We start from the raw sequence: 14,587 nt of genomic DNA, 5'->3' as shown, positions 1-14,587 counted from the left end.
GCCTATGAACTCCGTATCGCGTTTACTGCTTCCTTAAAAATTCTGCCCCGGTCTTCAAAATCCCTGAACATATCAAAACTCGTGCATCCGGGAGAGAGAAGCACGGTATCGCCTTCAGATGCCCTTGATACAGAGAGCTCAACAGCAGACTTCATGTCTTCGGCATACTCGACGGGTACGATATCTCCCAGGCTCTCTGCTATCTTCTCTTTCGCCTCTCCGAGAAGCACAAGGAGCTTTACCTTCTTTTTTACGAGATCCCTTAACGCGGTAAAATCGCCGCCCTTGTCCCTGCCGCCCATTATAAGTATCACTCTCCCGAAATTTTCAAGTGACTTTTCAACAGCGCCGACATTTGTGCCCTTTGAATCATTGATAAAAGTTATGCCGTTAAGGAAACGCACGGCCTCGTTCCTGTGCTCAAGCCCTGTGAAATTTGTAAGCACATTCCTGACCGCATCTGCGGAAGCACCCGATAAGATCGCTGCCAGAGACGCAGCCATGGCATTCTCAAGATTATGAGTGCCTTGTATCTTCATCTTGCTGACACTTATCAACTGTGACCTGCCTGCTCCTATGGAAGGATGAAGCACGGCTGATAATTTTGCCGGCAGATTATAATAAACAGTTCCGTCTTTAAAATAAATCCCAGCGACCTCATCCCTGAGGCTGAAATATAAAACTGCAGGCCTTTCATTTTTTGACATCAGCTTTTCGCTCTCGATCTTTCCGAGCAGAGGGTCATCCGCGTTAAGTATCAGATAATCGCCTTCCCCCTGGTTCTCGAATATCCTTTCCTTGGCTTCTGCATAGCCGCTGAGCGTATCATAACGGTCAAGATGGTCGGGTGTTATGTTCATTATCAGCGCTACATCAGGCCTGAACTCTTTTATAGACTCAAGCTGAAAGCTCGATATCTCGGCAACTATAAGATCAATATCGCTCAGGAATGAAGTGGCTGATGCCAGCTTATATATCTCCTCTGTCAGGGCTGCGCCTATATTGCCGCCGAGCATTGTATGAAACCCCGATTCCTTCAGCATAAGGTCTATCAGCGTTGTCGTGGTTGATTTGCCGTTCGTGCCTGTTATCCCGATGATACCAGGTGATTGACCCTTAACTTTGGACTTATGACTTTTTATTATTTCATAGGCAAGCTCAAGCTCGCCTATTACCGGAACCCCTCTCTTCATCGCATTAACTATGGGAGATATCTTCATCGGTACGCCGGGGCTCACGACTATCAGGTCAGCGCTCAGGAACGCCTCCTCGGGATTTCCGCCTGTTATAGCCTTAACAGGCTGCGACAGCCTTTTCATCTCGCCTTCAAGTGAACTCTGCGGCCTTGTGTCTGTGACCGTCACATTCGCGCCAAAAAATGAAAGCAGGTTTGCCGCGCCTGTGCCGCTCCTCGCAAGCCCGACGACCAGGACATTCTTGCCTTTCAGGCTGTCAATTGTGACCTCCATCTTCTCAGTTATCATCTGACCTTCAATGTCGTTAAACTCAGGAGCGCAAGTATGATGCCGACTATCCAGAACCTTACAATGACCTTGGGCTCGGGCCAGCCTTTAAGTTCAAAATGATGGTGAATGGGCGCCATCTTAAAGACGCGTTTGCCTGTCAGCTTGAATGACGCGACCTGTATTATCACTGAAAATGTCTCTATAACAAATATCCCGCCGACGATCGCAAGAACGATCTCATGTTTTGTAATGACCGCAAGCGTCCCTAACGCGCCGCCCAATCCTAACGAGCCCACATCGCCCATAAAGACCTCTGCCGGATAGCTGTTATACCAGAGAAAACCGAGCGAGGCGCCGAAGAGCGCGCCGCAGAATACTGTAAGCTCACCCGTGCCGGGAAGGAAAAGAAGATGAAGGTATTCTGAAAATCCCGCATGGCCTGAGATATACACAAGCGCCCCGTTTGCAAGGGTCGCGATCCCGACAAGCCCGATAGCAAGTCCGTCAATCCCGTCTGTCAGGTTAACAGCGTTGGATGACCCGACAATTACAAGTATGGCAAAAGGTATATAGAACCATCCGAGGTCAATGAGCCAGTTCTTAAAGAAGGGTATGCTCAGTTTTGTTATATTCGGGTCTTGAGGGTTGTAGTAAAAGACCATCCCTATCAGAAGCGCAAGCACTATCTGCGCGCTGAATTTATACCATGCGCTCAGGCCTCTTGAATTCGCCTTCATCAGCTTGATGTAATCATCAACCAGTCCGATAATGCCGAAGCCGAGGATCGAAAGGAGCATTATGAGTATGTACTTGTTGCTCAGGTCAGCCCAGAGCAGAACACTGACGACGACCGATAAGATTATAAGAATGCCGCCCATTGTAGGGGTGCCTGTCTTGCCGAGGTGAGTCTTGGGGCCGTCATCCCTCACATACTGGGTATAATGCAGCTTCTTCAGCTTTCCTATAAGCCATGGGGCAAAGATAAAACATATTGTCAGAGACGTAATGATCGCAAGCGCGGTCCTGAATGTAATGTACCTGAAGACATTTAACGGTGAATAATATTCACTCAATGAATAAAGTAATTTATACAGCATGCCTGACACCTCTTATGGCGTTCTCTAATTTCATCGAACGCGACCCCTTGAATAAAACAGTATCTCCCGGTTTTAGAATATCCATGATATTCTCACCAGCCTCGCCGGAGCTGCTGAACCTGTAAACAAGGGACGGTTTTTCTCCTCTTGCTTTTATATATTCATCAGCGGCAAAATTCATCAATTCTCCTACAGCTGCAAATACATCTATGCCCATTTCAGAAAGCGTATTCCCGAGCTCCCTGTGGGCAACTTCAGAGAAATCGCCGAGCTCAAACATATCACCAAGCACAGCTACAAGCCTGCTTCCATCACCCATTGCTGCCATCTCTTTTAATGATTCTTTCATTGAGGCCGGGTTAGCGTTGTATGCGTCATTGATCAATGTTATCTCCCCGAACTTCATGACCTCAAACCTCATGGAGAACGGCCTGTAATTCTCAAGCGCTGGCTTTACAGCTGAAAGCGGTATGCCGAGCGAAGAAGATACAGCAGCAGCCGCAAGCGCGTTATAAACATTAAAGATGCCGTGAACTTTCAGTGCGATCCCTACACTGCCTTTATCCTTTATGCAGAGCGTAAAAGCGCTTCCATCTTCTGTCAGGCGAAGATCCTTTGCCGTCACATGCGCGTCCTTCTTTATTGCGAAGGTGATTACCTCCCCTTTAAATCCCTTTATGCCTGACATTAAAAGATCATCATCCGCATTCAGCACCGCAACTCCAAGCCCGGGCAGTATCTCAAGCTTTGCGCTCCTTATCGCCTCCCTGCTGCCTAACATGCCGAGATGCGCGGTGCCTATATTTGTCACAACACCATGTGTCGGAAGGGATATCTCGCACAGCCTCCTTATCTCTCCAGGGGCGTTCATGCCCAACTCCAGCACAGCCGCGTCATCGTCCTTTGCAAGCCTCGTAAGCGTGAGCGGCAGGCCGATATGGTTGTTAAGGTTGCCCTCATTCTTTAAGACCCTGTACCTTTGTGAAAGGATCGCATATGTCATCTCTTTTGTGGTCGTCTTGCCGTTACTGCCTGTTATTGCTATAACAGGTATATCCCGCTCTTTCCTTATAAAGTGCGCCAGGTCCTGCAGCGCCTTTAAGGTGTCGCCCACATGCACAACGGCTTTGCTTTCAGGGATCGATAATGGTTCGGTATCCACTACAGCGCCCATGCACCTGCTGAACGCATCTTTTAGAAAGTCATGGCCGTCAAACCTATCGCCCCTTATGGCAAAAAAGAGATCTCCCTCTTTGATCGTGCGTGTATCAATTGATACACCGGTGAAGGCTCCGCCGTCTCCTGCTATGAGCCTTCCTTCTGTCGCCTCTATGACCTTTTCCACTGTCAATCCTTCCATTTTATATAAATTACAATTCCATATTTCTGTCATTCTGGCTTGTCCAGAATCTTTCTTGCAATCCCCGAAAACTTTCGAAAACAGATTCTGGACAAGCCAGAATGACAACTTTTTACGAGTTCGTTACTTTTTTTCTTTTATATTTTTCAAAGCCTCTCTCAATACTTCCTTATCGCTGAAAGGATAGCGTATGCCGCTTATCTCCTGATAATCCTCATGCCCCTTGCCTGCGATAAGCAGCACATCACCGGCCTCTGCCATGGAGACAGCCTTGTTTATAGCCTCAGTCCTGTCAGGCACTTCCATATGGTTCTTCTTTTTAATGCCTTTAACAATATCGCTGATTATTTGAAGCGGGCCTTCAGTTCTCGGATTGTCAGAGGTCACGATAACAAGGTCACTCAACTCTGAGGCCGCATCGCCCATAAGCTCTCTCTTTGTCCTGTCCCTGTCGCCGCCGCACCCGAAGAGTGTTATGACCCTCCCCTTTGTTATCATCCTTGCCTCATTTATCACAGCCTTCAGCGCGTCATCAGTATGGGCATAATCAACAATGCATAAAAAATCCTGGCCTTCATCAACCCTCTCAAAGCGGCCGCTGACCGGCCTTGCTTCAGCAATACCTTTGAGTATGGCATCTTCTCCTATGCCGAGCGCGTATGCTATGCCCGCAGAGATCAGGATGTTATAGACATTGAAGCGTCCGATAAATTCAGACCCGGCCCTGAACCTGCCTCCCGGTGTGATCAGGTCAAAAGAGAGGCCGGCGCTGTCATCAATATTCTCCGCCCTTATGGTTGCGCCTTCCAGAAGGCCGCATGTAACAATATTACAGTTCAGCCTTTCCTCAACCTCCCTTACCGCGGGGTCGTCCCAGTTAAGCACTGCCGTGCCTTCTTCATCAAGGTAATTAAAGAGCTTGTCTTTCGCGAGAAAGTAGTTATCCATTGAACCATGAAAATCAAGATGATCCTGTGTAAAATTTGTAAATGCCGCAGCTTTAAAGACACATTGTTCAACCCTCTGAAGGGCAAGCGCGTGCGAAGAGACCTCTATCACCGCGTATTCCATACCGTTATCCAGCATCTCCCTGAGATATCTCTGCAGGTCTAAAGACTCAGGCGTGGTCCGCTCCGCCTTTTTTGTCTCGCCGGCTATGTACTGGATTGTGCCGAGCAGGCCTGCCTTTTTGCCACAGGCTTCGATTATGCTTTTTGTTATATAACTTGTAGTTGTCTTTCCGTTCGTGCCGGTTATGCCTATAAGAGAGATACTTTTTGAAGGCTCTCTGTAAAACCGCGCGGATATTGAAGCCAGCGCGCTTCTGCTGTCATGGACCTCGATACAGGTCACTCCGCTCAGCAGAGAAGGCGGATATGAAGCATACATATCTGCAATAGGCCTTTCAGTTATTACCGCTGCTGCACCCCTGTTTATCGCGTCTTTTATAAAATCGTCGCCATTGAAAGAGAGGCCCTTTATCGCCACGAATAAAAAACCTTTGTCTGCTGACCTGGAATCATAGGCTATCCCCATGATCTCGGTATCTAACGGGCCCTCTCTCTCCTTTATCTCCAGTCCTTGTAATAAATCCGCTATTATCATTTATCCCGTTAGAAAAATATTTTCAAATTCCGTTAGAGACAGCGGTTTTCTAACGGGAACTCTTGACAAGAAGTATGTGGTTCTTATCGCTTTCCATCGGGATATTAAGATAAGCAAACGCGTTCTCAACTATCCTCTTGAAAACAGGGGCAGCCACCACCCCGCCGTAAGTAGCGCCTTTAGGTTCATAAACGACTACTACAAGAGCTATCTCAGGTTTATCTGCCGGAGCAAACCCGACAAATGAGCTGATGAACTTGTCCTTGGAATACCTTCCGGTATCAGGGTCGACCTTCTGCGCCGTGCCTGTCTTTCCTGCGACCAGGTTGCCTGTGATCTCGGCGTTCTTGCCGGTGCCCCCTTCTTCAGTGACCCCTTTTAGAATGTCTGTGATAACCCCTGCCGTACGGGCCGATATCACCCTCTCTACTATTACAGGATCATTTTTTTTAATGACCTCTCCCGTATCGGAGATTATCTCGGATACTATATACGGCTTCATGAGAAACCCGCCGTTTGCGATTGCCGAATAAGCCCTGACAAGCTGAAGGGGCGTTACACCTATCTCCTGCCCTATTGAAATCGCGCCGATGGAAGTGCCGGACCATTTAGCCGGCGCCCTGAGCATTCCGCCTGCCTCTCCCGGCATATCTATGCCGCTCTTGTCGCCGAATCCAAACTTCTTCAGATAGCTGTAATATTTTTCCTTTCCAAGCCTCATCCCTATCTGGATCGACCCGACATTCGATGATTTCTTTATGACATTCTGAAAGGTAAGCACGCCATTTCTGTGCACATCTTTTATCGGCTTGCCGCCGACCACGATAAATCCTCTTGAACAATCGAACTGCTGATCCAGCTTCACCGCGCCTTCCTCAAAAGCGGCAGAAGCAAGAACAGCCTTCAAGGTGGATCCGGGCTCATACATGTCTGTGACCCCCCTGTTTCGCCTTTCAGAATCTGTCGATTCCTTGGGAAAGTTCGGGTCGTAAGCAGGCCTGTTGGCCATTGCGAGTATCTCGCCTGTCATCGGGTTCATCATGATCGCTACCGCCGCCGCCGCCTGCCAATCTGTCATGGCCCTTGATAACTCCCGCTCAACGATATACTGAAGGCCCTCATCAATGGTAAGCAATATGCTGTTCCCGGATAAGCTGTCCTCCAACCCCTGTGAAAGTTTATTGCCTCGCGCGTCTCTGCCGCCTGAGACCTTCTTCTCCTCGCCCCTCATATATTCATCATATGTGAGTTCAAGGCCGGAGATGCCTTTATTGTCAATATTCGTATAGCCCAGGAGATGAGAGGCGGTCTGCCCTTTAGGGTAATAGCGCTTTGTCTCTGTCACCAGGCCGATCTCCTTTATCAACCTTTCTCTGGCCTTCAGGGAACTGACATTGCGGGAAGTCTCTTCATCCATCTTTCTTAAAAGCCAGACAAAATCCTTATCTTTCTTTGCGATGAAAGTTGTATTGAGATCATTGGCTGAGACCTTTATGACAGGGGCAAGCTTTGATGAAAGCGCCGCTATATCATCTACTTCAGACGGGACCGCGAACAGAGAGTCGGTCTCAATATTGATCGCCATCTCCTTCGTGTTCCTGTCCCATATAACCCCTCTCTGGGGCTTTAATGTCTTGGACCTCAGATATTGCTGTCTCGCCTTTTTGGACAACGATTCATGCTGCAGTACCATAAGGTCAAAAAGGCGGATGGATATTATGAAAAAACTGAAAACAATGAAGGTTGCCAGAATGAAGGCCCTCTTCCTGGACTTTTGAAGCTGCGGAATTTCAGGGTCTTCATCCCACAGCTTTCTGGTGTCGTCATTTCTCTTTCTTCTGTTATTAACCATTTCCTATACCGGAATATTAAGGCCTCAGGGATAGGAATCAGATATCATCCTCTACAAACACCCGCTTGCTTCTACATGTTTGTTGATGCCGTGTCTCTCATTCCGTACCCGCAGTAACTGACCGCTGACTTCTGCAATATTAATAAAACCAATGGTTATGGTTTTTCCATAGCCACTTTATAAAGGCCTGCCTCTTCTGTTCTGCCTACATAGAAGATGTTCTTTCTGTCCGGAGGACTCATGCCGAGAACATTGACCGCCGTCGCTTCGATATTCTGGGCCGAATAGAAATTCGCCCTGTTGGCGGTGACAAGCTTCTGTTCGCGCATAAGGCTCGTCTTCTGCTGATTCAGCGACCCGAGCTCATACTCAAGAGAAACAACCTGGGTCCTGAACCATATGAGAGTAAATAACCCTGCAACAAAATAAATGAAAAGGCTGAACTTCAGAAGCGTCCATTTTTTCTTCTTTGATCTTCTTGTCGTCATATCCTCTCCGCTACCCTGAGTTTTGCACTCCTTGATGGAGGGTTTGATCTTATCTCCTGCCGGCTTGCGACAAGAGGTTTTCTTGTGATGATATGGAATATGCCATCATTTGCCAGTTTCTTGAACGCGTTCTTTACGATCCTGTCCTCAAGCGAATGATAGGAGAGAACGCAGAGCCTTCCGCCGGGATTGAGCATATCCGCTCCTGAACTTATTCCGGCTGAAAGCTCATCAAGCTCTTTATTTACCTCGATCCTGAGAGCCTGAAAAGTCTTTGTGGCAGGGTGTATCCTGCCTCTGCCTTTGAGCGAATTTTCTATTATTGCAGCCAGTTCACTGCAGGTCTCGATACGCTTCTTCCTTCTCTCATTAACTATCGCCTTTGCGATCCTTCTGCTGAACCTCTCTTCTCCGAAAACAAAGATCAAATCCGCCAGATCCTTTTCGTGGTAGCTGTTGACGACCTCTTTGGCAGAAAGTTTCTGGCTCTTGTCCATTCTCATATCAAGAGGCTCATCTTTCATAAAGCTGAAGCCCCTGCCATCGGCCTTAAGCTGCATGGTAGAGACCCCGATATCAAGCAGTATGCCGTCAACCGCCCCGTAACCAAGGCTGCTGACCGCGGCCTTTATGTTTGAAAAACTCTCTTTTGCAAAGTAAACATTCGTGAAGTCCTTCAGCCTCTCCCTCGCTGACTCAATCGCCGCCTCGTCTCTGTCGATCCCTATCAAAGCGCCCACTTTTGCATTATTTAAAATCAACTCGGCATGCCCGCCAAGTCCGACTGTCGCATCCACGTATATTCCTGAATCTTTTATGTTCAATGCCTCTAAAACCTCCCCCGGCATGACCGGGACATGAGTGATAGCCATTTATATTCCAAGGCCTGAAAGCTCTTCCTTGAATGCCTTTGTGTCTATCTTCGCCGGGTCGGCAACCACTTCAAGCGCATTCTTTTCCCATATCTCTATCTTGCTGCCCTGTCCCATAACAACAACTTCACTGCTGAGCCCCGCATCTACACGCAAGGCAGACGGGATCTGTATCCTGCCCTGCTTGTCAAGTTCACACTCAACGGCAGAGCCCACGACCCTGCGCATGAAGTACTTCACCGAGTCCATTGTCTGCGGTTTATCTTTTACCCTGTTTACCAGATTGCCCCACTCTTCCACCGGATAAGCACAGAGACAGTGGTCGAACGCATCGTTTGCAATTATCAGCTTGGTATTTTTGGCAGACGAGAGGATCTCACGAAAAGGCGCGGGGATGATTATCCTTCCCTTCGGATCCAGCGTGTTATAATATTTTCCCAAGAAACTAGACACGTCTCCCACCACTTCCCTCCACTTAATACCACCAGTATATTTATATTAATAATACTTGTCAAGAGAAAAATGATTATTTTTATATAGATGCTATATTTTGTGGTCTGGCTAATTAAGCCCCACTACATGTGGACAAATTCCTATCCCACGATTGGAGCCAAGGATACAGGCTTAAGCCTGAGAGGCCGGTCTGAGCCTGAAAATTTATAGTCTTGCACCTTGCATGCAAAATCATAAATCCTGTATTCTGAAAAATGGTTGATCCTGTCCAAAGATTTATAAATTACCTGACGGTTGAAAAGGGGCTGTCGCAAAATACATTAGAGGCATACGAAAGAGATATCAGGCAATTTTCCGCCTATCTCGATAAGAACGGAAGCAGCATTGCAAGGTTCAGCAAAAAAGATATTGACTCTTATTTAAACCATCAGAACGATTCAGGCAAGGGATCGGCAACACGCGCAAGGCACTTAGCTTCGATCAGAGGCCTTTGCAAGTTCATGCTGATGGAGGGGATGATCACTGAAGACCCTGTTGAGAACCGCTCAACACCAAAAGGCTGGAAACGTATCCCTAAGGTTCTTGGCATAGAAGATGTCGAGACGCTGTTAAGCAGGCCTGAAGGTAAATATTCCCTAAGAGACAGCGCGATCCTTGAGATCTTTTATTCCTCAGGCCTTCGTGTAAGTGAATTGGTCAATATCAGGATCAGGGACATAAATTTCGAGGCAGGTTTCATCACAATCATGGGCAAAGGGTCCAAGGAAAGGGTCGTGCCGGTCAATGAATATACTCTCGGGACGATAAAAAAATATATCGAAGAGTTAAGGCCAGAGATCCTCAACAAAAGAACCAGCAATTTTCTGTTTCTCAGAAAAGGCGGTATGCCCATGACAAGACAGAGAGTCTTCCAGTTGGTAAAAAAGTATTCCAAGGGCCTCTCCTGCGCAGTGTCGCCGCATACGCTCAGGCACTGTTTTGCAAGCCATCTTCTTGATGGAGGAGTAGACCTCAGGGCTCTACAGAAGATGCTCGGCCACACTGACATCTCAACAACCCAGATATACACCAAGGTCACACCTGACCGCTTAAGAAAGATCCACAAAAAATATCATCCGAGAAGTTAGTCCATAATCTGCCTGTCCGAAAGTTGCTTATTTTTCTTGAACTCTTGTATCAAAATGCTGTATCTTTTAAGCTGTATATATAAGCAGCATCTAAACCGGAGGATATCTATGCTGAAAAAAGTCACAAGAGAAGAACTCTGCAACTGCTGCGACCTTTCCGATCTGCCCTTCAAAACAACCGATGATGTAAAGCCCCTGGAAGGGACTATAGGCCAGGAGAGGGCCCTCAGCGCCCTGGAGTTCGGCCTTGATATAAACAGCCATGGATTCAACATATACATACTCGGCGAGAGCGGCACGGGAAAGATGACCACCATCAGGAAGATACTGGAAGAAAAAGCAAAAGATGAGCCCACTCCTGATGACTGGTGCTACGTATACAACTTCAAGAATCCCGATGTTCCGAATATCCTGAATCTGCCGGCAGGGACCGGCATCGCCTTCAAAAAGAGGATGGATGAACTTATCAATGACCTCCAGCAGGAGATACCAAAGATATTCGAATCCAAAGAGTATGAGAAGCAAAGGACAAACATCCTGCATGAATTTCAGGAAAAACAGAAGGAACTCTTCTCGGAGTTGGAAAAGGAAGCTGAGAAGAAAGACTTCAGCCTGCAGAAGAACGTAAGCGGCCTTGCCCTGCTGCCCACCAAGAAGACTGGAGAAGCCCTGACAGAGGATGAGTATGAGAAACTCGAGGCAGAAGCAAAGAAGAAGATAGCCAAGATCGGAAAAGAACTTCAGGACAAGCTTGATGATGTTATAAGGCTCGTGAGGGCGGAAGAGAACGAGGTAAAGAAGAAGATAGCCGCCCTGGAACGCCAGGCCGTATTCTCCTCTGTAGGCCATCGCATAGACGAACTGAAGGAAGCCTACAAAGAGAATGGCAAGATATTAAGCTATCTTGAGGATGTGCAGGAAGACATACTTGAACATCACGAGGATTTTAAAACGCAGGAGGAGCAGCCGCAGGCATTCAGCTTCATGAAGCCGCCGAAGACAGAGCCGTCATTCATGAAATATCAGGTCAACGTCCTTGTCAATAACCTCGAACTCAAAGGCGCCCCGATAGTCATAGAGACAAATCCCACATATCTGAATTTATTCGGACGGGTGGAGCATAAACTTCAATACGGCGTTGCCGTAACTGATTTTACAATGATCAAACCGGGCGCGCTCCATAAGGCAAACGGCGGCTATCTCGTCACTGACGCCCTTGACCTGCTGAAAAATATTTTTTCCTATGACGCGCTGAAGAGGACCATAAAGGACAGAGAGATAAAAATTGAAGACATCTGGGAACAATACCGCCAGGTTTCGACCGTCACGCTTAAGCCGCAGGCTGTTCCCTTTGACGTCAAGGTAATTCTGGTGGGCAATCCCAGGATATACTATCTGCTTTATAACCTTGATGAAGAATACCGGGAGCTCTTCAAGATAAAGGCAGATTATGAAAACCGCATGGAGAGGAATAAAGAGAACATCCTCAAGTACGCAAGTTTCATAAAGACAAAATGCCTGGAGAGAGACCTGCATCCTTTTGACCAGAGCGCTATCGCAAAGGTCATTGAACACGGCTCACGGCTTGCCGAACACAAGAACAAGCTCTCTGCCAAATTCTCGGAGATAGCGGATATATTGAGAGAAGCAGCCTACTGGGCCAAAAAGAGAAATAACGGCCATGTGACATATGAAGATGTTGAGAAGGCGCTTGACGAGAGGATCTACAGGTCGGACAAGGTTCAGAGAAAGATACTTGAGGCGATCAAGGACGGCACTATCCTTGTCGATATGGAAGGTTCGGTCGTCGGCCAGATCAACGGGCTTGCGGTCTTAGACCTCGGCGATTACAGCTTCGGCATGCCTTCGAGAATAACGGCCAAGACATACGCGGGAAAAGCAGGCATCGTAAACATAGAGCGTGAGACAAAGATGAGCGGGAAGATACACGAAAAGGCGATCCTCATACTGACCGCTTATCTCGGCGGGAAATACGCAACCAAACGCCCTCTCAGCCTGACCGCCTCACTTACTTTCGAGCAGCTTTACGGCGGCATAGAAGGAGACAGCGCCACGTGCGCTGAGGTCTATGCTCTCCTAAGCAGCATATCCGGCATTCCGATAAACCAGTCCATCGCAATAACAGGCTCCATGAACCAGCACGGCGAGGTCCAGCCCATCGGCGGAGTCAATGAAAAGATTGAGGGCTTCTTTGAGTTCTGCAAGGTCAGCGGCCTTACCGGAAAGCAGGGTGTTATCATCCCGAGGCGCAACCTTATCAACCTCATGGTCAGGAACGAGGTCTTCCAGGCTGTAATGGACGGCAAGTTCAACATCTACTCGATAGACAATATTGAAGACGGCATAGAGATACTCATGGGGATGCCGGCCGGGGAGATAATGCCCGACGGAAAATATCCCAAAGGAACTGTCAACTTCCTTGTGGCTGAAAAACTCCTTGAACTCTCAAAGGCATCGAAAGACAAGCCTGAGAAGAAAGCGCCTAAAAAAAGCTCTAAAAAGACTGCCGACACAAAATGAGGCCTGAGCGTTCGGCAGTTGAAAAGCCTAATGCGTTCAAACACCTTATCTGGCTCCTTGAAACTTTTTTAATACTTGCTCCGCTCTTCCTCCTCGGAATGCTGCCGAGGAGGATATCAACCCGGCTTGGAGAATTTTTAGGCTCCGGCCTCTTCCTCATCTTCAAAGACAAGAGAAGGATCGCGCTGAAAAATATTGAGATAGCCGTAAGCGGAGGCCTTAATATCACAGAACCTCCGCAACAGATTGTTAAGCAGCACTTCATCAATCTCGGAAGGTCGATAGCTGAGGTCTCAATGCTCATGCTCGGAAGAAGAGCGATACTGAAAGACATCGTCTTTGAGGGCATTGAAGTTTATGAAGAGGCCATGGCAAAAGGACGCGGTGTCATTCTCATTACCGGCCATTGCGGCAACTGGGAACTCACCTCTTTTGCAAAGGCATGGAAATCCCTGCCTTCCGCCGCAGTTGCGAGGCCGCTCAATAACCCCTACCTGAACAGATGCATTGAGCACTTGAGAACAAGACACGGCAATAAAGTCATTAATAAAAAAGGCGCTCTGAAAGAGATACTTGCTATCCTAAAAAAAGGCGGCTCTGTCGGCCTTCTTATGGACCAGAGCGTTGTAGAGAACGAGGCTGTTGTTGTAGAGTTCTTCGGCGAAAAGGTACATGCCATGAAGACCCCGGCCTTATTAGCCATGAAGACAGGCGCAGCGGTCATGCCGATATTTATCAATTACCTCGGCAATGGAAGACACCGGATAAAATGCTATAGAGAGATACCGCTCAGGATAACAGAGAACAAGGAAGATGATGTAATATTCAATACGCAGATATTTACTAAAATCATTGAAGCCTATATCAAAGAAAATCCGTCTGAATGGCTGTGGATACACAGACGGTTCAAATTGAGTCATGGAAGAAGATATTAAACGAATCCTTATCCGCGGGGTTAGATTTTGTGACAGTATGGAGTGGGAAAACGAAGAAGCCGATTAGAAAAAAACAGATAGGTTGATATACAATAAAAACAAATGGAATATCAGGTAGTGGAATAATGGGAAAGGCGCATATTGATCTGCCGAAAGAAAAAATAGCGGAGTTTTGCAAAAAAAATCATATCTCTAAATTGTCGCTTTTTGGTTCTATTCTCCACGGCGATTTTGGCCCGGACAGCGATATTGATTTTCTCGTTGAATTCGACCCTGACCACATCCCCGGTTTTATCACTCTGGCAGGAATAGAAATCGAGCTTTCAGAAATACTCGGACGCAAAGTTGACTTGAGAACGCCGCAGGAATTAAGCCGTTATTTCAGGCAAGAGGTTGTCGATTCCGCAAAGGTTCAATATGCGAAAAGATGATTCCGTGCGTCTGCTGCATATGCTGGAGGCGGCACAGGAAGCTATTTCATTTATAAAAGATCAAACGAAAGAATCACTTAATACCAACCGGCAGATGATTCTTGCCGTTGTGAAGGATATTGAGATTATTGGAGAAGCAGCCGTAAATGTAACAGTAGAACGCAGGGGAGAATTGCCGCAGATCCCCTGGAATAAGATCATCGGCATGAGAAACCGGCTGATCCACGCGTATTTTGAAATCAATCTCGACATCCTCTGGAAAACAATTAACGAAGATATCCCGCCTTTAATATCAGAGCTTGAAAAAATAGCACCAAAGAACAATAAGGCATAAAAGCCATGTTCAATGAATTCTTAGTT

General features: G+C 47.3%; 13 protein-coding genes. 5 read left to right on the top strand and 8 right to left on the bottom strand.

The genetic code is table 11. The features are described 5' to 3' along the window. Nucleotides 1-2: 2 nt before the first annotated feature. From murD to mraZ, 8 genes are all read right to left on the bottom strand, one after another. Nucleotides 3-1,484: a UDP-N-acetylmuramoyl-L-alanine--D-glutamate ligase gene (gene murD, locus HY807_10465; GenBank protein MBI4826824.1), complete on the bottom strand. Its 1,482-nt coding sequence runs from the start codon at nucleotides 1,482-1,484 to the stop codon at nucleotides 3-5. Then, on the bottom strand, nucleotides 1,481-2,563 hold the full coding sequence (locus HY807_10460) for a phospho-N-acetylmuramoyl-pentapeptide-transferase (GenBank protein MBI4826823.1): 1,083 nt from the start codon (nucleotides 2,561-2,563) through the stop codon (nucleotides 1,481-1,483). Before HY807_10460 ends, murD begins: the two co-directional genes overlap by 4 nt. Continuing rightward, the gene (locus HY807_10455; protein MBI4826822.1) at nucleotides 2,553-3,908 is read right to left on the bottom strand and encodes a UDP-N-acetylmuramoyl-tripeptide--D-alanyl-D-alanine ligase; all 1,356 of its coding nucleotides are present in this window, start codon (nucleotides 3,906-3,908) and stop codon (nucleotides 2,553-2,555) included. Before HY807_10455 ends, HY807_10460 begins: the two co-directional genes overlap by 11 nt. Before the next feature lie 138 nt (nucleotides 3,909-4,046). Beyond that, nucleotides 4,047-5,528, bottom strand: coding sequence for a UDP-N-acetylmuramoyl-L-alanyl-D-glutamate--2,6-diaminopimelate ligase (locus tag HY807_10450; protein MBI4826821.1), 1,482 nt, complete (start codon nucleotides 5,526-5,528; stop codon nucleotides 4,047-4,049). Between the two features lie 49 nt (nucleotides 5,529-5,577). After that, nucleotides 5,578-7,380: a penicillin-binding protein gene (locus HY807_10445; GenBank protein ID MBI4826820.1), complete on the bottom strand. Its 1,803-nt coding sequence runs from the start codon at nucleotides 7,378-7,380 to the stop codon at nucleotides 5,578-5,580. A gap of 155 nt (nucleotides 7,381-7,535) precedes the next feature. Next, entirely contained in the window at nucleotides 7,536-7,868 is a 333-nt protein-coding gene (locus HY807_10440; GenBank protein MBI4826819.1) for a hypothetical protein, read from the bottom strand. Further along, the gene (gene rsmH / locus HY807_10435; protein MBI4826818.1) at nucleotides 7,865-8,740 is read right to left on the bottom strand and encodes a 16S rRNA (cytosine(1402)-N(4))-methyltransferase RsmH; all 876 of its coding nucleotides are present in this window, start codon (nucleotides 8,738-8,740) and stop codon (nucleotides 7,865-7,867) included. Before rsmH ends, HY807_10440 begins: the two co-directional genes overlap by 4 nt. Further along, the gene (gene mraZ, locus HY807_10430; protein ID MBI4826817.1) at nucleotides 8,741-9,181 is read right to left on the bottom strand and encodes a division/cell wall cluster transcriptional repressor MraZ; all 441 of its coding nucleotides are present in this window, start codon (nucleotides 9,179-9,181) and stop codon (nucleotides 8,741-8,743) included. Nucleotides 9,182-9,447: 266 nt separating this feature from the next. Between mraZ and xerD the strand changes: the two genes are divergently transcribed. The 5 genes from xerD (at nucleotide 9,448) to HY807_10405 (ending at nucleotide 14,561) form a co-directional block, all read left to right on the top strand. After that, complete coding sequence (gene xerD / locus HY807_10425) at nucleotides 9,448-10,320, top strand: site-specific tyrosine recombinase XerD (GenBank protein ID MBI4826816.1); 873 nt, start codon at nucleotides 9,448-9,450, stop codon at nucleotides 10,318-10,320. Nucleotides 10,321-10,428: 108 nt separating this feature from the next. Then, nucleotides 10,429-12,861, top strand: coding sequence for an AAA family ATPase (locus tag HY807_10420; protein ID MBI4826815.1), 2,433 nt, complete (start codon nucleotides 10,429-10,431; stop codon nucleotides 12,859-12,861). Next, complete coding sequence (locus HY807_10415; GenBank protein ID MBI4826814.1) at nucleotides 12,858-13,796, top strand: lysophospholipid acyltransferase family protein; 939 nt, start codon at nucleotides 12,858-12,860, stop codon at nucleotides 13,794-13,796. The genes HY807_10420 and HY807_10415 overlap by 4 nt, the downstream gene beginning before the upstream one ends. A 125-nt stretch (nucleotides 13,797-13,921) precedes the next feature. Beyond that, complete coding sequence (locus tag HY807_10410; protein ID MBI4826813.1) at nucleotides 13,922-14,227, top strand: nucleotidyltransferase family protein; 306 nt, start codon at nucleotides 13,922-13,924, stop codon at nucleotides 14,225-14,227. Continuing rightward, the gene (locus HY807_10405; GenBank protein ID MBI4826812.1) at nucleotides 14,214-14,561 is read left to right on the top strand and encodes a DUF86 domain-containing protein; all 348 of its coding nucleotides are present in this window, start codon (nucleotides 14,214-14,216) and stop codon (nucleotides 14,559-14,561) included. Before HY807_10410 ends, HY807_10405 begins: the two co-directional genes overlap by 14 nt. The last annotated feature ends 26 nt before the right edge of the window (nucleotides 14,562-14,587 follow it).

It is taken from the genome of Nitrospirota bacterium, assembly GCA_016207885.1.
Classification (GTDB): Bacteria; Nitrospirota; Thermodesulfovibrionia; order UBA6902; family UBA6902; genus JACQZG01.
Note: the sequence above shows the minus strand (reverse complement) of the source record. Positions and strands in the feature narration are given on the sequence as shown.

Bases quoted from the DNA above. Each gene is read 5' to 3' on its own strand.
- murD (MBI4826824.1), bottom strand. From the start codon at position 1,484: ATGATAACTGAGAAGATGGAGGTCACAATTGACAGCCTGAAAGGCAAG.
- HY807_10460 (MBI4826823.1), bottom strand. From the start codon at position 2,563: ATGCTGTATAAATTACTTTATTCATTGAGTGAATATTATTCACCGTTA.
- HY807_10450 (MBI4826821.1), bottom strand. From the start codon at position 5,528: ATGATAATAGCGGATTTATTACAAGGACTGGAGATAAAGGAGAGAGAG.
- HY807_10445 (MBI4826820.1), bottom strand. From the start codon at position 7,380: ATGGTTAATAACAGAAGAAAGAGAAATGACGACACCAGAAAGCTGTGG.
- HY807_10440 (MBI4826819.1), bottom strand. From the start codon at position 7,868: ATGACGACAAGAAGATCAAAGAAGAAAAAATGGACGCTTCTGAAGTTC.
- rsmH (MBI4826818.1), bottom strand. From the start codon at position 8,740: ATGGCTATCACTCATGTCCCGGTCATGCCGGGGGAGGTTTTAGAGGCA.
- xerD (MBI4826816.1), top strand. From the start codon at position 9,448: ATGGTTGATCCTGTCCAAAGATTTATAAATTACCTGACGGTTGAAAAG.
- HY807_10420 (MBI4826815.1), top strand. From the start codon at position 10,429: ATGCTGAAAAAAGTCACAAGAGAAGAACTCTGCAACTGCTGCGACCTT.
- HY807_10415 (MBI4826814.1), top strand. From the start codon at position 12,858: ATGAGGCCTGAGCGTTCGGCAGTTGAAAAGCCTAATGCGTTCAAACAC.
- HY807_10410 (MBI4826813.1), top strand. From the start codon at position 13,922: ATGGGAAAGGCGCATATTGATCTGCCGAAAGAAAAAATAGCGGAGTTT.
- HY807_10405 (MBI4826812.1), top strand. From the start codon at position 14,214: ATGCGAAAAGATGATTCCGTGCGTCTGCTGCATATGCTGGAGGCGGCA.